Source organism: Lentzea sp. NPDC036955, from assembly GCF_055608005.1.
In genome coordinates, this window is record NZ_JBVJRC010000012.1 from 22,352 (window position 1) to 42,879 (window position 20,528).

Genomic DNA, 20,528 nt, shown 5'->3' on the forward strand with positions numbered 1-20,528 from the left:
CTCTCGCCGGGTTTGGGCACACCGCCCGAGGAGAGGAGTATTTCCGCATGGGGACGCATCGCTACGAGGTCGAGGTCGTCTGGACGGGCAACACCGGCAGCGGCACCGCCGGCTACAAGGCCTACGAACGCGCGCACGAGGTGCGGGCACCGGGCAAGGAGACGATCCCCGGGTCGTCGGACCCGGCGTTCCGCGGCGACCCGGCGCGCTACAACCCCGAGGAGCTGCTCCTCGCGTCGCTGTCGCAGTGCCACATGCTGTGGTTCCTGCACCTCGCGTCGCTCAACGGGGTGGTCGTGACGGACTACCGCGACCAGGCAGGCGGCACCATGGCCGAGCACCCGGACGGGTCGGGCCGCTTCACCGAGGTCCTGCTGAAGCCGGTCGTGACCGTGGCCGACCCGGAGATGCGGGCCACCGCGCAGGCGTTGCACGAGAAGGCGCACTCGATGTGCTTCATCGCGGCGAGCGTGAACTTCCCGGTGCGGCATGAGCCGACGGTGCGGTGAAACCGGGCTCCCACCCCATCGGGGACGTCGCGCGCAGGGCCGTGCCGCACGGGCTCGCCCCGATGTCCGATGAGGACCGGGAACGGCTGCTCGACGAGTTCTGGGCCGAGGTCACCGACGGGCTCACCGGCCACCCCGCGTTCGCCGAGCACCTGCACCGGCTGGTCGAGGTCGAGGCGGCAGGCCGCTGCACGGCGCGGGCGACGGCGAGCGAGGCGTGCTAGCCGTTGCCCAGCTTCTTCTGGCGCGCGGTGTAGTCGCGCATGCGCTTGGGGTAGCCGACGATGCCCGCGTCGTAGATCGGCATGCCGTGCTTGCGGGCGAACGAGCGGGCGGCGTCGGTGCTCGCGACGCGGCGGCGGGTCCACTCGCCGTCGTGCGCGACCAGGACCACAGTGGTTTCGGTCACCGTGGTCTTCGGCTCGACGTAGGCCTCCACCCCCTGACGGCTCCTCGTCCACTCCTCGAGGTGGCTCGTGTCCTGGTTGGACGCGGTGCGCAGCACTCCAGGACGTGGTTTCCTGCGGAAACGGTCGAACAGCCCCATCGGGCACCTCCTGCGACTCCCTCCACCATGGTGCCAGGAAGGGGTGTCATGAGTAGGTGAATGATCAGAAAGCCAGCCGGGTGGCCCATGCCGGATCACCACGCTCCGGCAACTAGTGACAAGATGGCCGCGTACCTCGCGCGCACCCGCGCGTAGTAAGTAATCCCGAGGAGATCCGAAGTGACTTCGCCGGAACTGGAGTCGGCCACCAACGCCGATCTCGTCATCCTCGGCGGTGGTTCGGGTGGCTACGCCTGCGCGTTCCGCGCGGCCGAGCTCGGCCTGTCCGTCGTCCTGGTCGAGAAGGACAAGCTGGGTGGCACGTGCCTGCACCGCGGCTGCATCCCGACCAAGGCGCTGCTGCACGCGGCCGAGGTCGCGGACAACGCCCGCGAAGGCGACCAGTTCGGTGTGAAGAGCTCGCTCGAGGGCATCGACATCGCCGGCGTGAACTCGTACAAGGACGGCGTGGTCTCGCGGCTCTACAAGGGCCTGCAGGGACTCGCGAAGGCCAACAAGGTCACCTTCGTCGAGGGCGCCGGCACGTTCGTCGGCCCGAACACCGTCGTGGTGGACGGTCAGCGCTACACCGGCAAGAACGTGGTGCTCGCGACCGGTTCGTACGCGCGCAGCCTGCCCGGTCTGGAGATCGGCGGCCGCGTGATCACCAGCGACCAGGCGCTCACCCTGGACTTCATCCCGGAGAAGGTCGTCGTCCTGGGCGGCGGCGTCATCGGCGTGGAGTTCGCGAGCGTGTGGCGGTCGTTCGGCGCCGAGGTCACCATCGTCGAGGCGCTGCCCCGGCTGGTGCCCGCCGAGGACGAGTACGCCTCCAAGCAGCTGGAGCGCGCGTTCCGCAAGCGCGGGATCAAGTTCAAGACCGGCGTGAAGTTCACCGGCGCCACCCAGTCCGACTCGGGCGTGTCCGTCACGCTGGAGAACGGCGACGTCCTCGACGCCGACCTGCTGCTCGTCGCGGTCGGCCGCGGCCCGAACAGCGCGGGTCACGGCTACGAGGAGGCCGGCATCACGATCGACCGCGGGTTCGTCGTCACCGACGAGCGGCTGCGCACGAACCTGCCGGGCGTCTACGCCGTCGGCGACATCGTGCCGGGCCTGCAGCTCGCGCACCGCGGTTTCCAGCAGGGCATCTTCGTGGCCGAGGAGATCGCGGGCCAGAACCCGAAGGTGATCGACGAGGCGGGGATCCCGCGCGTCACCTACTGCAAGCCCGAGGTCGCCTCCGTCGGTCTCACCGAGGCCGCCGCGAAGGAGAAGTACGGCTCCGCCGAGACGTTCGTGTACGACCTCGCGGGCAACGGCAAGAGCCAGATCCTCAAGACCGCCGGCGGCGTGAAGCTCGTCAAGGCGCCCGACGGCCCGGTCGTCGGCATCACCATGGTCGGCGAGCGCGTCGGCGAACTCATCGGTGAGGCCCAGCTGATCTACAGCTGGGAGGCTTACCCGGACGACGTGGCCCCGCTGGTCCACGCCCACCCGACCCAGACTGAAGCCCTCGGCGAGGCGTTCCTCGCCCTGGCCGGCAAGCCGCTGCACGTGCACGGCTGACCGCTTCCCATCCAAGTCAGCCACACGAGAGCACGAGGAGTCAGCGAACAATGGCCTTCTCCGTCCAGATGCCCGCACTCGGTGAGAGTGTCACCGAGGGCACGGTCACCCGGTGGTTGAAGCAGGAAGGCGACCGGGTGGAGGTGGACGAGCCGTTGCTCGAGGTGTCCACCGACAAGGTCGACACCGAGATCCCCTCCCCCGCGGCGGGCGTCCTGCAGAAGATCGTCGCCCAGGAGGACGACACCGTCGAGGTCGGCGGCGAGCTCGCGGTCATCGGCGACGGTGACGGCGGTTCGTCCGACTCGGCCCCGGCTCCCGAGCAGGAGTCCGCTCCCGAGCAGGAGGAGCCGCAGCAGACGCAGCCTTCCGGGCAGCAGCCCTCCGAGGAGGCCCAGGAGGCGCCCGCGGCCCCGGCGCAGTCCGGTGGTTCGGCCGAGGGCACCGACGTCACGATGCCCGCGCTCGGCGAGTCCGTGACCGAGGGCACCGTCACCCGCTGGCTGAAGCAGGTCGGCGACAGCGTCGACGTCGACGAGCCGCTGCTCGAGGTCTCGACCGACAAGGTCGACACCGAGATCCCCTCTCCGGTCGCCGGCACGCTGCTGGAGATCACCGCCGGTGAGGACGAGACCGTCGAGGTCGGCGGCAAGCTCGCCGTCATCGGCTCCGGCAGCCCGGCCCAGTCGGCGCCCGCACCGGAGTCGAAGCCGGAGCCGGAGCAGGAAGCCCCCGCGCCGAAGCAGGAGGAGGCACCCGCTCCCGCCCAGCAGCAGGAGGCGCCGAAGCAGGAAGAGGCACCGAAGCAGCAGGCACCGGCCCCGCAGGCCGCCCCGCAGCAGTCGGCTCCGGCCACCTCCGGCGACGACGCCAACGGCACGCCGTACGTCACGCCGCTGGTGCGCAAGCTCGCGTCGGAGAACGGCATCGACCTGGGCTCGCTGAAGGGCACCGGTGTCGGTGGCCGCATCCGCAAGCAGGACGTGCTGGCCGCGGTCGAGGCCAAGAAGGCCCCGGCTCCCGCGCCCGCCGCCGCTGCTCCGGCCGCCGCCGCTCCCGCCGGCCGCACCGCCACCCCGGCCGCGGCCGACGACTCGGGCAAGCGCGGCACCGTGCAGAAGCTCCCGCGCCTGCGTCAGATCGTCGCGCAGCGCACCCGCGAGTCGCTGCAGATGTCGGCCCAGCTCACCCAGGTGTTCGAGGTCGACGTCACCAAGATCGCCCGCCTGCGCAACCAGGCGAAGAAGGCGTTCGAGGCGCGGGAGGGCGCGAAGCTCACGTTCCTGCCGTTCTTCGCCAAGGCCGCCATCGAGGCGCTCAAGGCCCACCCGGTGCTCAACGCGTCGATCGACGAGGAGCGCAAGGAGGTCACCTACCACGGTGCCGAGCACCTCGGTCTGGCGATCGACACGGAGCGCGGCCTGCTCAACGCCGTGATCCACAACGCCGGTGACCTGAACCTGTCGGGCATCGCCCACAAGATCGGTGACCTGGCCGCGCGGGCGCGGTCGAACAAGCTCACGCCGGACGAGCTGACCGGTGGCACGTTCTCGCTGACCAACCTGGGCAGCAACGGCGCGCTCTTCGACACCCCGATCATCCAGCAGCCGCAGGTCGGCATCCTGGGCGTCGGCGTCGTGAAGAAGCGCCCGGTCGTCCTGACCGACGAGGACGGCAACGACACCATCGCGATCCGCTCGATGATGTACCTCGCGCTCACCTACGACCACCGCCTGGTCGACGGTGCGGACGCGGGCCGCTTCCTCACGACGGTGAAGAACCGCCTGGAGGAAGGCTCGTTCGAGGCCGACCTCGGCCTCTGATATATCGCACATCGCTCGTAGCTGAAGGCCATCCTGGTTCGTCCGGGGTGGCCTTCAGCACATTTGCCGCCACTGTGCAGCGGCTGGTCGTCTGCGGAACGATTCAGGCATGCGAGTTGTCATCGCGGGATCGTCGGGCCTGATCGGAACGAGCCTGGTGGCGTCGATGCGCGCCGCCGGTCACGAGGTGCTGCGGCTGGTGCGCCGCAGGGCCGCCGCGCCGGACGAGCGCGGCTGGGACCCGTACGCCGGCCGCGTCGACGACGGCACGTTCGACGGCGTCGACGCCGTCGTCAACCTCTGCGGCGCGGGCATCGGCGACAAGCGGTGGGACGACGCGCGCAAGCAGGTGCTGCACGACAGCCGGATCGTGCCGGCGGAGGTGCTGTCGGCGGCGGTCGTCGAGCACGGGGTGCCGGTGCTGGTGAGCTCGTCGGGTGCGCACTTCTACGGCGACACCGGGTCGCGGCTCGCCGACGAGGACGCCCCGGCCGGGCACACGTTCATGTCGCGGCTGACCCAGCAGTGGGAGGCGGCGACGGCGGTGGCGCAGGAGGCCGGCGTGCGGGTCGTGCTGATGCGCACGGCCGTCGTCATCTCCCCCACCGGTGGGGTGTTCGGGCGGTTGAAGCCGGTGTTCCAGCTCTTCCTCGGCGGCAAGCTCGGGTCGGGTGAGCAGTACTTCCCGTGGGTGTCGCTGGACGACGTCGTCTCCGCCTACCGGTTCGTGGTCGAGCACGACGACGTCCGCGGGCCGGTCAACGTGGCCGGGCCGGCGCCGGTGACGAACGCCGAGTTCACCAGGGCCGTGGCGGCGGCGCTGGGCCGGCCTGCGCCGTGGTCGGTGCCCGCGTTCGCGCTGAAGGCGCTGCTCGGTGGCGAGATGGCGGAGGAGCTGCTGCTCACCGGACCGGGGCTGACGCCGAAGGTGCTGGAGAGCCGCGGGTTCACGTTCCTGCACCCGGCGCTGCCGGCGGCGTTGAACGCGGCGGTCGCATGACGCGCGCACTGGGCGCCGTGCTGGTGATCTCCTGGGTGTTGCTCGGACTGCCCGAGGTCACCGGGCTCGACGTGTGGGTGCACGACGCCCTGCCGCGGCCGGAGTGGCTGCGGGCGGTGGCGTTCGCGGTGAGCCTGGTGCTGGGGCCGACGATCGGGTGGGCGTTCGCGGCGGTGCTCGCCGTGCTGGCGTGGCGGCGGCGCGACACCCGGCTGTGGAAGGCGCTCGCGCTGCACGCGCTCTGCTCGGCGACGGTGCTGACGCGGTGGCTGTTCGACCGCGTCCGGCCGCTGGAGTACCACCTGCCCAGCTACCCGAGCGGGCACACGGTGGCGGTGGCGTCGGTGGCGTTCACGCTGGTGGTGCTGTTCCGCCGGGGTGTGCTGTGGGCGGTGCTCGCGGTGCTGGTGGCGGGCTTCGCGCGGATCGTGCTGGAGATGCACTGGGTGACCGACGTCATCGGCGCGGTGCTGGGTGTGACGGGGGTCGGCATCCTGGTCGGCCTCGCGCTGGGGTTGGTAACGTCGGTACGTGAACTCGTGCCGCACCTCGCCAGACCCCGTCGTCGTCCGTGAGCTGGGCCTCATCGACTACATGGCGGCGTGGGACCTGCAGAAGGAGATCGCGGAGGCGCGTGCCGGCGGTACCGGCCCTGACACGCTCCTGCTGCTCGAACACCCGCCGGTCTACACGTGCGGTCGGCGCACGCTCGACGAGGAACGGCCCGTCGGCGGCGACACCCCGGTCGTCGACGTCGACCGCGGCGGCAAGATCACCTGGCACGGCCCCGGCCAGCTCGTGGGCTACCCGATCGTCCGGCTGGCCGAGCCGATGGACGTCGTCGACTACGTGCGGCGCGTCGAGCAGGGCCTGATCGAGGTGTGCGACCGGCTGGGCGTGCACACCGGCCGGGTCGAGGGCCGCAGCGGCGTGTGGCTGCCCGCCGACGACCGCGGCCCGGAGCGCAAGGTCGCCGCGATCGGCATCCGCGTGCAGCGCGGCGTGACCATGCACGGCTTCGAGATCAACTGCAACGCGAGCCTCGACGCGTTCGGCGACATCATCCCGTGCGGCATCAAGGACGCGGGGGTCGCGTCGCTGTCGCACGAGCTCGGCCGCGACGTCACCGTCGCCGAGGTCCTGCCGCTCGCCCGTGACGCTGTGCTGGCCGCGCTCGACGGCACGCTCCCCCTGACGGACCGCACTTTGGCCCGCTCTGGACCCGTCGCTCCGGGTATCACCTTCGCTAGCATTCCGTAGCCCCGCGCGGGCCGCGGGTTTGCGGAGGAGGGTGCGTCGTGAAGCTTTCCCGACGCCAGTTGTTCACGGCTGCCGGTGTCACGGCATTCGCATCATCGGGACTGTGGGCGAGCACGGGCGCGGCGGCGGTGGCCGCGCCCGTGCGGGCCTGGAGCGGCGAGGTGCGCGTCGGTGACTGGGAGCAGTACTACCTGGGCCTCGACGGCGGAGCTCATCAGAGAGCACTCGATGTATTGGACATCGCACATCGCGACGGCGTCCGAGCTGACGAGCAGAACCTGATGGTGCCGGTCGAAGCCGTGCGCCGGGCTGCTCTGGAGCTCGGTGACCACGCGGCCGCCGACGTGCTGCGCGACCGGTTCGAGCTCGACTCGCCGTCGATGCTCGGGCGCGGGCTCACGCTCGTGCTCGGTCAGGGCGGCCTGGAGCAGCGCTACCTCGACGACCCCGGCCTGCAGCTGCGATATATCGGATACCGGTGGCGGTTCGCGAGCTACGTGCTGCCGATGCCGGCAGCAGTGCGCGCAGCTCTGAGCTGATGTCCCGTACGCGATATATGGGATATCAGGTGAGCTGTGGAGCTACGTCGGCGGCGATCTCGGTGATGTGGTCGAGGTCGGCCAGGTCCAGCACCTGCAGGTAGACGCGCTGGATCCCGGTCTGCTCGCGCCAGCGGCCGATGCGGTCGACGACCTCCGCCGGGCTGCCGGCGAGGCCGTCGGTCTTCAGCTCGTCAAGCTCGCGGTCGATGGCGGCGGCCCGGCGGGCGACCTCGGCGTCGGTGCGGCCGACGCACGCGACGAGCGCGACCGAACGGATGATCTCCGCCGGGTCGCGGTCGATCTCGGCGCAGGCGGCGTCGACGCGGGCGAACTGCTCGACCGCCTTGTCCATGCCGGTGAACGGCAGGTTGAACTCGGTGGCGTACGACGCGGCCAGCGCCGGGGTGCGGCGGGCGCCCGTGCCGCCGACCAGCACCGGGATCTGCTCCTGAGCGGGCTTGGGCAGCGCGGGCGAGTCGGTCAGCGAGTAGTGCCTGCCCTCGAACGAGAACGTGCCGCCGAGCGGTGTCTCCCAGAGGCCGGTGATGATGGCGAGCTGCTCCTCGTACCGCTCGAAGCGCTCCCCCAGCGCCGGGAACGGGATGCCGTAGGCGGTGTGCTCTGCCTCGTACCAGCCGGCGCCGATGCCGAACTCCACGCGGCCGCCGGACATCTGGTCGACCTGGGCGACGCTGATGGCGAGCGGGCCGGGGTAGCGGAACGTCGCGGCGGTCATCAGCGTGCCCAGGCGGATCGTCGACGTGTCCCTGGCCAGGCCCGCGAACGTGATCCACGGGTCCGTGGGACCGGGCAGGCCGTCGGCCGAGCCCATCTTCAGGTAGTGGTCGGAGCGGAAGAAGGCGCCGTAGCCGGCGTCCTCCGCGGTCCGCGCCACCCGGAGCAGGTCGTCGTAGCTCGCCCCCTGCTGGGGCTCGGTGAAGATGCGAAGTTCCACATCCCGAACCTAGTCGGCGGAGAAGCGCGGCGCAGGAACGGCGGCACCGTCCGGGGTGAACACCCCGCGCGCCACCAGGTGCGGGTGCGACGCCGCCTCCTCCAGCGACAGCACCGGTGTCACGCAGGCGTCGGTGCCGGCGAACACGTCGGCCCACTCGTCGCGGGTCCGGCTCAGGAACACCTCCGCGAACGCCTTGCGCAGCAACGGCCACCCGTCCCGGTCGAGCTGCGCGGGCAGGTCCTCGCCCGACAGCCCGAGCCCGGCCAGCAGCAGCGCGTAGAACTGCGGCTCCAGCGACCCCACCGCCACCGAACCGCCGTCCGCGCACTCGTAGAGCGAGTAGAACGGGCAGCCGCCGTCCAGCAGGTTCGCGTCGGGGGCGTCGGTCCACACCGACTGCGCCTTCATCGACCAGATCATCTGCGCGAGCGAGGCCACCCCGTCGACGATCGCCGCGTCGACGACCTGGCCGCGGCCGGTGCGCTGGCGTTCCCACAGCGCCGCCAGCACGCCCAGCACCAGGTACAGCGAGCCGCCGCCGAAGTCACCGACGAGGTTCAGCGGTGGTTTGCCGATGGCGTGCAGCACCCCGGTCACCGACAGGTAGTTGATGTCGTGCCCTGCGCGCTGGGCCAGCGGGCCGTCCTGGCCCCAGCCGGTCATCCGCGCGTAGACCAGACCGGGGTTGACCGCGAGGCAGTCGGACGGGCCGAGCCCGAGCCGTTCCAGCACACCGGGCCGGAAGCCCTCGACCACCACGTCGGCCGAGGCGATCAGCGACAGCACCTCGGACCTGCCCGAGGCCGACTTCAGGTCCGCGGTCACCGAACGCCTGCCGCGCAACAGGAAGTCGCGGGAGGCGTCCGGCACCACGGACAGGCCGCCGGACGGGCGCTCGACGCGCACGACCTCCGCGCCGAGGTCCGCGAGCAGCATCGCGCCGTGCGGACCGGGCCCGATGCCGCCGAACTCGACGACCCGCAGGCCCTGCAACGGGTTCATCAGGCCGCTTCGGCGACGGGCGCGTCGAAGGACAGCCGCGGGCCGAAGATGGCGCCCTGCGACTCGGCCAGGCCGCGCATCGCCTTGGCGTGGTTGCCGAAGTCCGGGTGCGCGAGCGCCGCGCGCAGGGCGTCCGCGCTCTCCCAGAGGGCGATGTTGATGTAGGAGGTCGGCTCGTCGAGCTGGCGCGACAGCGTGTACTTGACCAGACCGGGCTGGGCGCGCAGGAACTCGGCCGTGGAGTCGAAGGCCTTCTCGAACTCCTCGGGCTCGCCGGTGAGCTTGAAGCGGTTGACGAAGGTGATCATCGCGAGGCACTCCCCAATCGGACCGGACACCTGCGAAGACCATGCACACCGCGTCTTGAGACGTGCTCAAGGAACGCCCGCCAGGCTCGTCGGCATGCGCATCATCGATCTGTCTTCCCCCATTGACGCATCCGCGTACGAAGCGGACCCGGTGACGCACGAGGTGCTCACGGCCGCCCAGGGTGCCGAACACATGGCCGAGCAGCTGAAGGCGCGGCTCGGCATCGAGTTCGACGTCTCCGTGCTGCGGGACTCGGAGTTCCTGACGCTGGACCGGATCAGCCTCACCTCCCACACCGGCACCCACGTCGACGCTCCCAGCCACTACGGCTCGAAGACCACCTACGGCACCGGCGTCCCGCGCCACATCGACGAGATGCCGCTGGAGTGGTTCCACAACCCCGGCGTGAAGCTCGACGTGCGCGGCCACGGCACCGGCGTCATCGGCCCCGAGGTGCTGGAGAAGGAGTTCGCCCGCATCGGCTACACGCCCAAGCCGATGGACGTCGTCATCCTCGACACCGGTGCTGCCGAGCACGCGGGCACCCAGACCTACTTCACCGACTACACCGGGCTCGACGGCCCTGCCACGAACCTGTTGCTGGACCTCGGGGTCAAGGTGATCGCCACCGACGCGTTCAGCCTCGACGCGCCGTTCCCCGACATCGTGAAGCGCTACCTGGCGACCGGGGACGAGGGCGTGCTGTGGCCCGCGCACTTCGCCGGCCGCGACCGCGAGTACTGCCAGATCGAACGCCTCGCGAACCTGGACGCGTTGCCGGACTTCGGTTTCACCGTCGTCGCGTTCCCGGTGAAGATCAAGGGTGCCGGCGCGGGCTGGACGAGGGCCGTCGCCCTTCTCGACGACTAGCTCTCAAGTGAGAGCTGAATCACCATACCTACCGTGAAAGGTATGGAAAACAACGAAATATGGCCACCGGAGAACGAAGACCACATCGTCCGCGGGATCGACTGAACGCCGCCAAAGGGCCGCCCTTCCCCCAGGAGTCACTCCGGGAGAGGGCGGCCCTTTACGTCTTGGGAACCGTTGTCACGCGAGGCGGGCGCGGGCGGTCTCGACGGAGTCCGCGGCGTCCAGCAGCGGCAGCACGGCCGAGGCGCCCGACCGGACGGCCTTCGTGCGCCGCGCGAACGACGTCAGCGTCTGCCCGGGACCGGCCTCCACCAGCAGCACGTCGTGCATCGCCACGAGCTCGTTCAGCGCCGGCCCGAAGTACACGGCGTCGGTCAGCTGCCGCGTCCAGAACCGCGCGGACGACGCGTCGGCCTCGGTCATCAGCTTGCCCGTGTACCCGGAGTAGAGCGGCAGCCGCGGCGCGCGCGGGGACACGGTCCACGCGGCCAGCGCCTCGTCGACGGCGGGCTGCATCGCCGGGCTGTGGAACGGGGTCGTGGCCGGCACGGTGACGACGACGTACTCATCGGCCTCCAGCCTCGCCCGCACCCGCGCGAGCGGTTCGTCGGGCCCGGCCAGCATCGTCTGCCGCGCCGAGTTCACCGCGGCGATGGCAACGTCGCCCTCCAGGTACGGCAGCAGGTCGGCCTCGGAGGCGGCGACGGCGAGCATCCCGCCGGACGGGATCGACACCGCCGACACGACCCGGTCGCGCACCAGCGACACGGCATCGGGCAGCGTGAACACCCCGGCCAGGGTCGCCGCGACGACCTCGCCGGCGGAGTGCCCGATCAGCGCGACCGGTCGCACGCCCCACGACAGGACCAGGCGCCCCAGCGCGTAGTCGACCGCGTACAGCAGCGGCTGCGCGCGGGACACGTGGTCGATGTCGTCGCCGGCGAGCCAGTCCGCGCAGGCCACCGACCCGACCTCGCCGAACAGCTCGACCACCTCGTCGACGGCCGCGGTGAACACCGGTTCGGTGCCGTACAGCGACGCCGCCATCCGCGGGTACTGCGACCCCTGCCCGGGAAACATCAGTGCTACGTCCACAGAAAGCCTCCAGAAAAGCGACAGGGGCCGCGAGGAAGACCTCACGACCCCTGTGCGGGTGACATCACCTGTACTCGCGGACCACCATGGCGGAGTTGAAGCCGCCCTTGCCGCGCCCGAGCACCAGAGCGGCCTTCACCTTGCCGTGCCGCGCCTCGTTCATCACGAGGTCGATCTCGTACTCCGGCACCGGGTTCTCGACGTTGACGGTCGGCGGGATCGCGCTCCAGTAGATGGAGAGGATCGCCGAGGCCACGTCCAGGGACCCGCCACCGGCGAAGAGGCGGCCGGTCATGGTCTTCGGCGCCGTCACCGGCACGCCGTACGGCCCGAAGATGGCCTTGATCGCGTCGGCCTCCGCCTTGTCGAGCTCCGGGATGCCCGCCGCGTCGGCGAACACCACGTCGATCTCCGAGGCGTCCATGCCGGCGTCGCGCAGCGCCAGCTCGGCGGCGCGCTTCAGCCCCGGCTCCCGCGACGGCATCTTCGAGTCGAACGTCGAGGCGTACCCGACGATCTCGCCGTAGATGCGCGTCCCCGGCCGTCCCGCCGCCGACTCCGGCGTCTCGACGACCATGATCGCACCGCCCTCACCGGCGACGTACCCGGAGGCGTCGCGGTCGAACGGCAGGTAGGCGCGCTTCGGGTTGTTGTTGCGCGACAGGCAACCCGACGCCTGGTGGGCGACCCACGCCCACGGGCACAGCGAGGAGTCCATGCCGCCGGTCAGCGCGAGCTGCACGCCCTTGCGCAGCTGCCGGCGGGCGTGACCGATGGAGTCGATGCCACCGGCCTGCTCGGACACCACGACCGCGCCGGGACCGCGCGTGCCGTGCCGGATGGAGATCTGCCCCGTGTTGACCGCGTAGAACCACGCGAACGACTGGTACGCCGAGACGTACTCCGGGCCCTGGTGCCACAGCTTCTGCAGTTCGCGCTGCCCGAACTCGTACCCGCCCGCCGTCGCCGCGGTGATCACCGCGATGTCGGTGTCGGGGATGTCGTTCGGCTGCACACCCGCACCACGCAACGCCCAGTCCGTGCCGACCAGTGTCAGCCGCGTCATGTGGTCCGTCTGCGGCAGCAGGCGACCCTGCAGGTGCCGCCCTGCCTCGAAGCCGGGCACCTCGCCGGCGATCTTCGCCCAGTAGTTCGCGCTGTCGAACCGGGTGATCGGCTTGATCGCCGCCTCACCGTGCAGGGTCGCCCGCCAGTACGCGGTCGGCCCCAATCCGTTCGGCGACGCGATGCCGATTCCCGTCACCACCGCCCGAGTCACCGGCCTGCCCCTTCCACCTTCTTGAGCACCATGGCGCTCTGGAACCCACCGAAACCACTGCCCACGGTCAGGAGCGTGTCGACCTTCTTCTCACGCGCCACCAGTGGCGTGTAGTCGAGGTCGCACTCCGGGTCCTGCTCGTGGAGGTTCGCCGTCGGCGGGATGAGGTCCTGCTCGAACGCCAGCAGCGAGCCGACGATCTCCAGGGACCCGATCGCACCCAGCGAGTGCCCGATCATCGACTTGAAGCCGGAGACCGGGGTCTTGTAGGCGTGCGCACCGAGAGAGCGCTTGAACGCCGCTGTCTCGTGCAGGTCGTTCTGCTTGGTGCCCGACCCGTGCGCGTTGATGTAGCCGACGTCCGTGGCGTCCGACCGTGCCTGCTTCAGCGCGATGTTGATGGCGTCGGACATCTCGATGCCCTCGGGGTGCAGGCCCGTCATGTGGTAGGCGTTGCACCGCGAGGCGAAGCCGGCGACCTCACCGTAGATGTGGGCGCCGCGGGCACGGGCGTGCTCCAGCTCCTCCAGCACGATGATCGCGCAACCCTCGCCCAGCACCAGGCCGTCGCGGGTCTTGTCGAACGGCCGGCACGCCGTTGTCGGGTCGTCGTTGCGGGTGCTGGACGCGCGGATCACGTCGAAGCACACCACGGTGATCGGGGAGAGCGGGGCCTCGGTGCCGCCGGTGACGACGACGTCCGCGGAGCCCTCCATGATCAGCTCGGCCGCGTAGCCCACCGAGTCGAGACCGGAGGTGCAGCCCGTGGAGACCACGGACACCGGCCCCTCGGCACCGACCGTCCACGCCAGCTCCGTCGCCATCGAGGACGGCGTGAAGTAGTCGTAGAGGTGCGGGACCGCGTAGGACTGGTCGACCTCCCAGTACTTGCCCCGGTCGGAGCCGACGATGAACTCGCGCTCCAGCGAGGTCGTGCAGCCGACTGCGGTGCCGAGCGAGACACCGATGCGGCCGGGGTCGAGCTGGTCGAACTCGATGCCGGAGTCGGACATCGCCTCACGACCCGCGACGACCGCGAACTGCGCGGCCCGGTCGAGCCGGCGGATCTCCTGCGGCGTCAAGCCTTCGCGCACTGGGTCGAAATCTGCTTCCCCCGCCATGCGGGAGCGGTACGGAGACGCGTCGAAGTGCGTGATGTTGCGAGTCGCCGTACGCCCTTCGGACAGCAGTTTCCAATACGCCTTCGTTCCGATGCCACCAGGTGCGACCACGCCCACCCCGGTGATGACGGCGCGACGACTCATCGGACACCTCCAATCGCCTTCTGTGCGGACACGGTCTGCTCCAATCTCGGACAGGGCACGGGAGCGACACCTGTTTCTGCCGAATGAACCGATGGTGAAACGGCCCGATCGAGGCCACCTCGAACGACGGCGTAGGACCCCTGTACGAGGCCGGCCCCCGCATCGGCCGCGAACAGCTGCTTCGCGGCCGCCGCGCCGTCGTCGTGACAACCAAATCCAAGGGGCACACCGGTTTCCGCGACCGAGGAGATGATCTCGCCGATCTGGTCCGGCCACAGCTTGCCCGCTGTGTCGTGCAGCAACACGGTTTCCGCCCCAGCCTCCGCGGCCGACAGCACGACCTCCAACGCGTGTTCGGGGTCGGTCAGCCAGCCGTCGAAGAAGTCCCGCGCCTCCACGACCACTCGTCGTTCGGCGCGCACGAGCTGACGCACGGCGTCCCGGACCACCGAAATGCCGTGCCCTTGGACAACCACCGCCACCGCGGGTGTTTCCGCGGCCAGCAGTGCGTCGAGGTCCTCCGCACCGCCCGACGCGATGAGGGTGGCGATCCGCAACCGGAGCTCGACGGCCGCCCGGCGGTAGAACGACCGGGTGGGTCTTCCTCCGTCGACGAACGCGACGCCGAGCGCGTCGAGGCGCCGCACCGCGACCAGCCCGTCCGAGGTGGACCGGCCGGCGCGGCGCAGCGAGATGTCGTAGAGCTCCATCTAGAACCCCGACAACAGCACTCGGGAGGCCTCGATCTCGTACGCGCAGTGCCCCACGTCGGAAGGGCAACCCCTGCGCTGGTGCTCGACCGCGGCCTTCTCCAGGTACGTGGAGACCACGTAGAGCCCGTTGCGGCTCGCAGCGCGTGCAGCGGCGGTGAGCAAGTCCGCGCCAGCCAACCTCATCACGTCACCCCTGTCATCCGTTCTCGGCGAATTCCTTCGCGTGCCGGAGGGTCGTGAGGCTGTTGGTGCCCAGCGCGTGGCGGATCAGCTCTCGGGCGCGCTCGATCGTCCCGTCCGCTCCCAGCACCTCGGGAACTACCTCGGACCGGATGACGACCGTGTGGTGCGAGGTCGCCTCGATCCCGGCCTCGACACCGTCGCCGATGTCGCGGAACGTCCACCGGCCGACGTGCGCCGCCATGATCGGCGGCGTGTGCGTCTGCTTGTAGACGATGCCGTCGTACGGGGTGCAGACCCGCACCGAGTGCGTGGTGTGGATCGACCCGTCCGGGCTGCGCGTGTCCATCTCCATGGACTGCACACCGGTGACGGCCTCCGTGAGGTCCAGCCGGGCGACGTGCGGCAGGCGCTGCGGCCACAGGTCCGACCGGTACAGGAACTCGTAGACGTCCTTGCGGCTCGCGTGGATCGTGATGCTGTCGGAGAACGACAGCACCAGCTTGTCGTAGTCGTCGCCGTACTCGGCCGCCCGCTTGAGGGCGGCGAGCTCGGCGTCGCTGTTGTTGTTGACGGCGGTCAGGATGAGGTCGACCGCCTCGGGCTGCGCCGCGGTGAAGTGGTGGAGCAGATCGACCCGGGTCGCCGAGTCGGCGATCGGGACGATCCGCCACTCCCCACCCATCGTCTTCACCGGTGCGGCAGAGCGCTCCTGCTGGAACTCGATGCGCAGGTTCGCCGGGTCCAGCTCACGGCGGGACGTCCACGTGCGCACGTCACCGTTGGCGAAAGCGTGCAACCGCAACCGCTCGGTCGAGCCGTCCCGTTCGAACACCTCGGCGTGCACCGTGGGTCCGAAGATGTACGGCCAGGTCGTCACGTCCGCGACCAGGTCGTACACCACCTTGGCGGGAGCCCCGATCATGACCGTGTGCGTGGTGGTGTGCGTCATGTCCGTCTCCGTATCCGAGTCGCCGGCGTCAGGCCGCGATCTGCCCGTTGACCTTGTCCAGCAGCTGACGCGGTGTCTCCAGGTACGCCATCTCGTCGTCGGCGATGGCGACCCCGTGCTTGCGCTTGATCAGCGCGACCGTCTCCAGCAGGGCGAGCGAGTCGAAGCCCAGCTCGAGGAACGGGATGTCGAGAATGTCCTGGCCCTGCTTGAACGAGTCGTCGTCGCCCGCGGCCTCGTTGAGGATCTCCTTGAGGCCCTCGATGCTCAGTGCGCTCACGGCTAGCTTCCTTTCCTCCAGCGGGCGGTTTCCGCGCGCCCACCAGTGAGGTTGCCAGCGCGCGGCTGTGCACCGCTGGAGATGTCCTCGAAGAAGTTGTTGCCGCACAACGAAAAACGGCCCCCGTCACAGGGTGACGGGGGCCGTTGGAACGACACTCAGGCCAGAAGTCGTTGCAACTGGCGGGTTTCCGCGCTGTCCAGCCGCGGGTCGGACGTGAGGATGGCGTGCTGCAGCCCCTGCAGCCGGGACGAGGGCTCGACGCCGAGCTCCTCGATCAGGGTGTTGCGCAGCGCCTTGAACGCGTCCAGCGCCTGCCACTGCCGGCCGGCCCGGAACAGCGAGATCATGTACTGCGCGCACAGGTTCTCGTTCATCGGGTTCTGCACGGTCAGCACGGACAGCTCGCTCAGCAGCGACTTGTGCCTGCCCAGCCGCAGCTCGGCGTCGATGCGCGCCTCGAGCACGCCCAGCCGGGCCTCCTCCAGCCGCACGACCTCGATGCTCAGCGGCATGCCGGGGCGCACGTCGACGACGGCCGGGCCGCGCCACATCTCCAGCGCCTGGCGCAGCAGCCGGGACGCGGAGGCGAAGTCCTCGACCTCGCTCGCCTGCTGGCCGGCGCGGGCCAGGCGTTCGAACTCGTGCACGTCGACGGCCTCCTCCGGCACGTCGAGCAGGTAGCCGCCGTACCGGGTGACCAGCACCTCCTTCGCGGCGTTCGCACCGTCGGCGGAGAGTGCGTCGCCGATGAGCTTGCGCAGCTGCAGGACGTAGGTCTGCAGGGTGGTGCGCGCACTGCGCGGCGGCCGGTCGCCCCAGAGCTCCTCGATGAGGGTCGGGACGGACACGACCTGCCCGGAGTGCAGCGCGAGCAGCGCCAGGACCTGCCGCGGCTTGGCCGCGGTGGGCGTCACCGAGCGACCGTTCACCTTGGCCTCGACGGGCCCCAGGACCTTGATCTGCATCGCGACCCCTCCTTCGGTTCCGAGCACACCGTTAGTCTGCTCGGCCCAACGCGCGGGCGTTAGTGCGGAGGTCCCCGATCTCAGATGAGTTCGACCCGTGACGGGTATGAAAACTTCATACCGCTGCGCATTAGCCGGTAACTACCGACCCATTACCGCAGGTCCGCATGATTACCCACATCAGCCGACTCGCAAACATCGGAGATGCAGATGTCCGCCACCGCCACCGTGGAGCACCTGGCTTCCGTCAGTCCCGCCACCGACGACTCCGACGACATGAAGATCTACCAGTTCGACCGTGAGGCCTCGATGGACATCATCATCTGGAGCTGCTGCAGCAGCGGCACCTGCGTCGTCGGCAGCCAGTACACGGCCTACGACGAGGTCCTCGCGGCATGAGACACGAGCTGGCCGAACCGGGCGACGAGAAGATCGGTTTCAAACGACACCTCCAGCCGCAGATCGTGCGCGGTGAGGCGGTGTACCTGATCGGCGAGTCAGGGGTGACCGCTGTTGCGGGGACCCACGTCGAAACGCTCGCCCACCTCCTCGACGGCACCCGCGACCTCGCGGGCCTGCTGCGCGACGTCCCCGCCGAACTGACCGCCGACAAGGTGGCGCGCATGCTCGAGCGCCTCACCGCCGCCGGCCTGATCAGCAGGCGGGGCGGCCAGGACGGTTCGGCCGGCACCGAGGCCGCGCTCGCCTACTGGGACGCGGCGGGCCTCGACCCGTGTGACGCGGTGGCGGCGACGACGACGTCGCTCGTCTCCGTGGTCGCGGTCGGCGACATCGACCACGAGCCGCTCGAACGGGCGTTGCAGCGCAACGGACTCGCGATCACCCCGGGCGGTGGTGACCTGACCGTCGTCGTCTGCGCGGACTACCTGGCACCGGAGCTGCGCGAGATCGACGCGGCCCACCGCGCCGCGGGCATCCCGTGGCTGCTGGTCAAACCGGTCGGCGCGCAGGTGTGCGTGGGCCCGTTCTTCACCCCCGGCGACGGGCCGTGCTGGCGCTGCCTGGCCGTGCGGCTGTCGGCCAACCGCAAGGCGGAGGCCCACATCCGGGCCCGCTGCGGGCAGACCGGTCCCGCGCCGCGCCCGGCCATCGGGCTGCCGTCGCTCGTGCACATGGCGCTGGAGACCGCCGCGGTCGAGGCCACCAAGTGGCTCGCCGGCCTGCGGCCACCCGAGCAGCGGTCCATCTGGAGCTACGACAGCCTGACCATGAAGGTCACCCAGCACGAGGTTCGGGCCCGCCCGCAGTGCCAGGGCTGCGGTGACCCCGGGATCGTCGCGCGCAGGACGTTCGAGCCGGTCGAGCTGTTCAGCCGCGTGAAGCGCTCCTGCGACGGTGGCGGCCACCGGTCGTCGTCGCCGCAGGAGGTGCTCGACACCTACCGGCACCTGGTCGGCCCGGTCACCGGGATCATCAAGGAGATCCGGCGCAACGAGACGGGGCCCGCGTTCTTCAACTCCTACCAGTCCGGCACGAACATCGCCGCGGCCGGCGAGGGCCTTGAGGGCCTGCGGTCGGCGTTGCGCGCGGACAGCGGCGGCAAGGGCGTGACGCCGCTCGACGCCGAGGTCGGCGCGCTGTGCGAGGCAGTGGAACGCCGCAGCGGCGCGTACTTCGGCGAGGAGGCCGCGGTCCGCGGCAGCTACCGCTCGCTCGGCACCGCCGCGCTGCACCCCGACGCGGTGCAGCTCTACCACCCCCGCCAGTACGCGACCCGGCAGGAGTGGAACGCGGACCACTCGTCGTTCCAGCACGTCACCGCCCCGTTCGACGAGGACGAGGTGATGGACTGGACGCCGCTGTGGTCGCTCACCGGTCAGCGCCACAGGTTCCTGCCCACCGGCCTGCTCTACTTCGGCGCCCCCTGTCCGCCGAGTGTCACGTCCAACTCCAACGGCTGCGCCGCGGGCAGCAGCGTGGAGGACGCGGTGCTGCAAGGCCTGCTGGAACTCGTGGAACGCGACGCCGTGTCGATCTGGTGGTACAACCGCACGCCGGTGCCGGGCATGGACCTGGACGCGTTCGGCGACCCGTGGATCGACGAGCTGCGCGCGGTGCACGCGGGCCTGGGCCGTGAGGTGTGGCTGCTCGACGTCACCTCCGACCTCGGCGTGCCCACCATGGTCGCGGTGTCCCGCCGCACGAGCGGGCCGCGCGAGGACATCATGTTCGGCTGCGGCGCGCACCTGGACCCGCGGCTGGCCGCGCGCCGGGCGCTCACCGAGCTCAACCAGTGCATGCCGATGGTGTGCGACCCGGTCGACATGTGCCGGTTCGACGTCGACATGCGGCGCTGGTTCGAGACCGCGCGCCTGGCCGAGCAGCCCTACCTGGCACCGGACCCGGACGTACCGGCCCGCGCACCGCGGTTCCACACCTACGTCCACCGGCCGGACCTGCTCGACGACATCCGGGCGATCCAGGACGTGCTGGAGGCGAAGGGCATGGAGCTGCTCGTGCTCGACCAGACCCGTCCCGACGTGGGACTCCCGGTGGTGCGGGTGGTCGTGCCGGGACTGCGGCACTTCTGGTCGAGGTTCGCTCAAGGGCGGCTCTACGACGTACCTGTACAACTGGGACGACTGGCCCGGCCCAGGAGTTACGACGAGCTCAACCCGATTCCCTTGTTCATGTGAGCACCTTGCAGAGCGGAGGCGCCGTGGTGACCACGCAGTCGCACGTCCCGTCCGGGCGCCCGCTGTGGTCGCTGCTGGAGGACGCCTTCGTGGACGAGGGGAGCGAGACGCTGACCGTGCACGGCCGGTGGGGCGCCATCGAGCTCGCGGACACCAGTCCGCTGGTGCGCGAGGCGCTGCACCGGATGAGCCTCGGACCGGTCGCGCTGGAGAACATCTCGGCGCTGCACGACAACTTCGTGCGCTGGAAGACCGGTTCGGGGCCGTGCCTGATCTGGCGCAAGCTCAAGAGCACGCTGGACCAGCTGGGCGGCTGCGTCGTGCCGTCGCTCGGGCTGAACGACGGTGCCGGCCCGATCCTGTCCGTCGTGGCGGTGACCGGTGACGCGGTGTTCACGCTCCCGCACCTCGGTGAGCGCGCGGTCGTGGGCGTGCGGCCGGGCACCGAGATCGAACGGCTGAACGGCGACCAGGCCCTGGCGTGCCCCGGTCAGCCCTACCAGGTGATCCTGCACAGCGCGCCGGCCACCGAGATCACGAAGGCCCTGCTCGCCGCCGACAGCACCGTCGTGGAGGTCGCGGAGGCGCTGCAGGTCGACGCGGAGCTGGTCGCCGACGTCGTCGCCTACCTGGCCGGTGCGGGGCTCGTGGTCGCGACAGAGGGCTGAACGGGTCATGTTGCTCCGATCGGCGAGCCGGAACCCGGGACCCGCACAGGTCCCGCCCGTATCATGGCCGCGTCCCGAA

The 20,528-nt window shown here is 70.4% G+C and carries 24 protein-coding genes; 12 read left to right on the forward strand and 12 right to left on the reverse strand.

The features are described from left to right. Positions 1 to 47 precede the first annotated feature (47 nt). Together ACZ7CF_RS35230 and ACZ7CF_RS35235 are read left to right on the forward strand one after the other, a co-directional pair. Positions 48 to 509 (forward strand): OsmC family protein, encoded by a 462-nt coding sequence (locus ACZ7CF_RS35230; RefSeq protein ID WP_458433774.1) that lies wholly within the window; start codon positions 48 to 50, stop codon positions 507 to 509. Then, complete coding sequence (locus ACZ7CF_RS35235; protein ID WP_470371825.1) at positions 506 to 733, forward strand: hypothetical protein; 228 nt, start codon at positions 506 to 508, stop codon at positions 731 to 733. Before ACZ7CF_RS35230 ends, ACZ7CF_RS35235 begins: the two co-directional genes overlap by 4 nt. Here ACZ7CF_RS35235 and ACZ7CF_RS35240 read toward each other — a convergent pair. Further along, on the reverse strand, positions 730 to 1,056 hold the full coding sequence (locus ACZ7CF_RS35240) for an oxidoreductase (RefSeq protein WP_360397393.1): 327 nt from the start codon (positions 1,054 to 1,056) through the stop codon (positions 730 to 732). The genes ACZ7CF_RS35235 and ACZ7CF_RS35240 overlap by 4 nt on opposite strands. Before the next feature lie 180 nt (positions 1,057 to 1,236). Here ACZ7CF_RS35240 and lpdA point away from each other — a divergent pair, with 180 nt between their 5' ends. The 6 genes from lpdA to ACZ7CF_RS35270 all read left to right on the forward strand — a co-directional run bounded on the left by lpdA (position 1,237) and on the right by ACZ7CF_RS35270 (position 7,247). After that, a complete protein-coding gene (gene lpdA, locus ACZ7CF_RS35245; RefSeq protein ID WP_458433776.1) occupies positions 1,237 to 2,625 on the forward strand; it encodes a dihydrolipoyl dehydrogenase in 1,389 nt (462 codons plus the stop codon). Positions 2,626 to 2,675: 50 nt separating this feature from the next. Then, positions 2,676 to 4,448, forward strand: a complete 1,773-nt coding sequence (gene sucB / locus ACZ7CF_RS35250) for a 2-oxoglutarate dehydrogenase, E2 component, dihydrolipoamide succinyltransferase (protein WP_360397389.1) — start codon at positions 2,676 to 2,678, stop codon at positions 4,446 to 4,448. A 109-nt stretch (positions 4,449 to 4,557) separates the two neighbouring features. Further along, on the forward strand, positions 4,558 to 5,448 hold the full coding sequence (locus tag ACZ7CF_RS35255; RefSeq protein ID WP_470371826.1) for a TIGR01777 family oxidoreductase: 891 nt from the start codon (positions 4,558 to 4,560) through the stop codon (positions 5,446 to 5,448). Next, the gene (locus tag ACZ7CF_RS35260) at positions 5,445 to 6,023 is read left to right on the forward strand and encodes a phosphatase PAP2 family protein (RefSeq protein WP_360397385.1); all 579 of its coding nucleotides are present in this window, start codon (positions 5,445 to 5,447) and stop codon (positions 6,021 to 6,023) included. The genes ACZ7CF_RS35255 and ACZ7CF_RS35260 overlap by 4 nt, the downstream gene beginning before the upstream one ends. Continuing rightward, positions 5,980 to 6,708, forward strand: coding sequence for a lipoyl(octanoyl) transferase LipB (gene lipB, locus ACZ7CF_RS35265; protein ID WP_360397383.1), 729 nt, complete (start codon positions 5,980 to 5,982; stop codon positions 6,706 to 6,708). Before ACZ7CF_RS35260 ends, lipB begins: the two co-directional genes overlap by 44 nt. 38 nt (positions 6,709 to 6,746) lie before the next feature. Beyond that, a complete protein-coding gene (locus tag ACZ7CF_RS35270; RefSeq protein ID WP_360397381.1) occupies positions 6,747 to 7,247 on the forward strand; it encodes a hypothetical protein in 501 nt (166 codons plus the stop codon). Positions 7,248 to 7,272: 25 nt separating this feature from the next. On the opposite strand, the gene ACZ7CF_RS35275 is transcribed toward ACZ7CF_RS35270, so the two are convergent. Genes ACZ7CF_RS35275 through ACZ7CF_RS35285 form a run of 3 tightly spaced genes read right to left on the reverse strand, consistent with a single transcriptional unit; the run spans position 7,273 to position 9,518 of the window. Then, positions 7,273 to 8,205, reverse strand: a complete 933-nt coding sequence (locus ACZ7CF_RS35275; protein WP_470371827.1) for an LLM class F420-dependent oxidoreductase — start codon at positions 8,203 to 8,205, stop codon at positions 7,273 to 7,275. Positions 8,206 to 8,214: 9 nt separating this feature from the next. Continuing rightward, positions 8,215 to 9,213: a CaiB/BaiF CoA transferase family protein gene (locus ACZ7CF_RS35280; protein WP_360397458.1), complete on the reverse strand. Its 999-nt coding sequence runs from the start codon at positions 9,211 to 9,213 to the stop codon at positions 8,215 to 8,217. Then, a complete protein-coding gene (locus ACZ7CF_RS35285; RefSeq protein ID WP_360397456.1) occupies positions 9,210 to 9,518 on the reverse strand; it encodes an antibiotic biosynthesis monooxygenase family protein in 309 nt (102 codons plus the stop codon). Before ACZ7CF_RS35285 ends, ACZ7CF_RS35280 begins: the two co-directional genes overlap by 4 nt. A gap of 94 nt (positions 9,519 to 9,612) precedes the next feature. Here ACZ7CF_RS35285 and ACZ7CF_RS35290 point away from each other — a divergent pair, with 94 nt between their 5' ends. Continuing rightward, the gene (locus ACZ7CF_RS35290; RefSeq protein WP_360397377.1) at positions 9,613 to 10,389 is read left to right on the forward strand and encodes a cyclase family protein; all 777 of its coding nucleotides are present in this window, start codon (positions 9,613 to 9,615) and stop codon (positions 10,387 to 10,389) included. Positions 10,390 to 10,569: 180 nt separating this feature from the next. Here the strand turns inward: ACZ7CF_RS35290 and ACZ7CF_RS35295 are convergent, their stop codons facing one another. The 8 genes from ACZ7CF_RS35295 to ACZ7CF_RS35330 all read right to left on the reverse strand — a co-directional run bounded on the left by ACZ7CF_RS35295 (position 10,570) and on the right by ACZ7CF_RS35330 (position 17,124). Next, on the reverse strand, positions 10,570 to 11,472 hold the full coding sequence (locus tag ACZ7CF_RS35295) for an acyltransferase domain-containing protein (protein WP_470371828.1): 903 nt from the start codon (positions 11,470 to 11,472) through the stop codon (positions 10,570 to 10,572). A gap of 79 nt (positions 11,473 to 11,551) precedes the next feature. Next, complete coding sequence (locus tag ACZ7CF_RS35300; RefSeq protein ID WP_360397373.1) at positions 11,552 to 12,766, reverse strand: ketosynthase chain-length factor; 1,215 nt, start codon at positions 12,764 to 12,766, stop codon at positions 11,552 to 11,554. Then, a complete protein-coding gene (locus tag ACZ7CF_RS35305) occupies positions 12,763 to 14,031 on the reverse strand; it encodes a beta-ketoacyl-[acyl-carrier-protein] synthase family protein (protein ID WP_360397371.1) in 1,269 nt (422 codons plus the stop codon). The genes ACZ7CF_RS35300 and ACZ7CF_RS35305 overlap by 4 nt, the downstream gene beginning before the upstream one ends. Continuing rightward, on the reverse strand, positions 14,028 to 14,741 hold the full coding sequence (locus ACZ7CF_RS35310; RefSeq protein ID WP_360397369.1) for a beta/alpha barrel domain-containing protein: 714 nt from the start codon (positions 14,739 to 14,741) through the stop codon (positions 14,028 to 14,030). The genes ACZ7CF_RS35305 and ACZ7CF_RS35310 overlap by 4 nt, the downstream gene beginning before the upstream one ends. After that, complete coding sequence (locus ACZ7CF_RS35315) at positions 14,742 to 14,927, reverse strand: hypothetical protein (protein WP_360397367.1); 186 nt, start codon at positions 14,925 to 14,927, stop codon at positions 14,742 to 14,744. It lies immediately after the preceding gene. Between the two features lie 13 nt (positions 14,928 to 14,940). Beyond that, positions 14,941 to 15,876, reverse strand: a complete 936-nt coding sequence (locus ACZ7CF_RS35320; RefSeq protein WP_470371829.1) for an aromatase/cyclase — start codon at positions 15,874 to 15,876, stop codon at positions 14,941 to 14,943. Positions 15,877 to 15,904: 28 nt separating this feature from the next. Continuing rightward, entirely contained in the window at positions 15,905 to 16,156 is a 252-nt protein-coding gene (locus tag ACZ7CF_RS35325; RefSeq protein WP_360397363.1) for an acyl carrier protein, read from the reverse strand. Between the two features lie 158 nt (positions 16,157 to 16,314). Beyond that, complete coding sequence (locus ACZ7CF_RS35330) at positions 16,315 to 17,124, reverse strand: AfsR/SARP family transcriptional regulator (protein WP_360397361.1); 810 nt, start codon at positions 17,122 to 17,124, stop codon at positions 16,315 to 16,317. A gap of 210 nt (positions 17,125 to 17,334) precedes the next feature. Between ACZ7CF_RS35330 and ACZ7CF_RS35335 the strand changes: the two genes are divergently transcribed. Genes ACZ7CF_RS35335 through ACZ7CF_RS35345 form a run of 3 tightly spaced genes read left to right on the forward strand, consistent with a single transcriptional unit; the run spans position 17,335 to position 20,449 of the window. Further along, positions 17,335 to 17,523, forward strand: coding sequence for a hypothetical protein (locus ACZ7CF_RS35335; protein ID WP_360397359.1), 189 nt, complete (start codon positions 17,335 to 17,337; stop codon positions 17,521 to 17,523). Next, complete coding sequence (locus ACZ7CF_RS35340) at positions 17,520 to 19,781, forward strand: TOMM precursor leader peptide-binding protein (protein ID WP_458433783.1); 2,262 nt, start codon at positions 17,520 to 17,522, stop codon at positions 19,779 to 19,781. The genes ACZ7CF_RS35335 and ACZ7CF_RS35340 overlap by 4 nt, the downstream gene beginning before the upstream one ends. Beyond that, entirely contained in the window at positions 19,778 to 20,449 is a 672-nt protein-coding gene (locus ACZ7CF_RS35345; RefSeq protein WP_360397355.1) for a hypothetical protein, read from the forward strand. The genes ACZ7CF_RS35340 and ACZ7CF_RS35345 overlap by 4 nt, the downstream gene beginning before the upstream one ends. Positions 20,450 to 20,528: the final 79 nt, after the last annotated feature.

Bases quoted from the DNA above. Each gene is read 5' to 3' on its own strand.
- ACZ7CF_RS35230 (WP_458433774.1), top strand. From the start codon at position 48: ATGGGGACGCATCGCTACGAGGTCGAGGTCGTCTGGACGGGCAACACC.
- ACZ7CF_RS35240 (WP_360397393.1), bottom strand. From the start codon at position 1,056: ATGGGGCTGTTCGACCGTTTCCGCAGGAAACCACGTCCTGGAGTGCTG.
- sucB (WP_360397389.1), top strand. From the start codon at position 2,676: ATGGCCTTCTCCGTCCAGATGCCCGCACTCGGTGAGAGTGTCACCGAG.
- ACZ7CF_RS35255 (WP_470371826.1), top strand. From the start codon at position 4,558: ATGCGAGTTGTCATCGCGGGATCGTCGGGCCTGATCGGAACGAGCCTG.
- ACZ7CF_RS35260 (WP_360397385.1), top strand. From the start codon at position 5,445: ATGACGCGCGCACTGGGCGCCGTGCTGGTGATCTCCTGGGTGTTGCTC.
- ACZ7CF_RS35285 (WP_360397456.1), bottom strand. From the start codon at position 9,518: ATGATCACCTTCGTCAACCGCTTCAAGCTCACCGGCGAGCCCGAGGAG.
- ACZ7CF_RS35290 (WP_360397377.1), top strand. From the start codon at position 9,613: ATGCGCATCATCGATCTGTCTTCCCCCATTGACGCATCCGCGTACGAA.
- ACZ7CF_RS35295 (WP_470371828.1), bottom strand. From the start codon at position 11,472: ATGTTTCCCGGGCAGGGGTCGCAGTACCCGCGGATGGCGGCGTCGCTG.
- ACZ7CF_RS35305 (WP_360397371.1), bottom strand. From the start codon at position 14,031: ATGAGTCGTCGCGCCGTCATCACCGGGGTGGGCGTGGTCGCACCTGGT.
- ACZ7CF_RS35310 (WP_360397369.1), bottom strand. From the start codon at position 14,741: ATGGAGCTCTACGACATCTCGCTGCGCCGCGCCGGCCGGTCCACCTCG.
- ACZ7CF_RS35315 (WP_360397367.1), bottom strand. From the start codon at position 14,927: ATGAGGTTGGCTGGCGCGGACTTGCTCACCGCCGCTGCACGCGCTGCG.
- ACZ7CF_RS35320 (WP_470371829.1), bottom strand. From the start codon at position 15,876: ATGACGCACACCACCACGCACACGGTCATGATCGGGGCTCCCGCCAAG.
- ACZ7CF_RS35330 (WP_360397361.1), bottom strand. From the start codon at position 17,124: ATGCAGATCAAGGTCCTGGGGCCCGTCGAGGCCAAGGTGAACGGTCGC.
- ACZ7CF_RS35335 (WP_360397359.1), top strand. From the start codon at position 17,335: ATGTCCGCCACCGCCACCGTGGAGCACCTGGCTTCCGTCAGTCCCGCC.
- ACZ7CF_RS35340 (WP_458433783.1), top strand. From the start codon at position 17,520: ATGAGACACGAGCTGGCCGAACCGGGCGACGAGAAGATCGGTTTCAAA.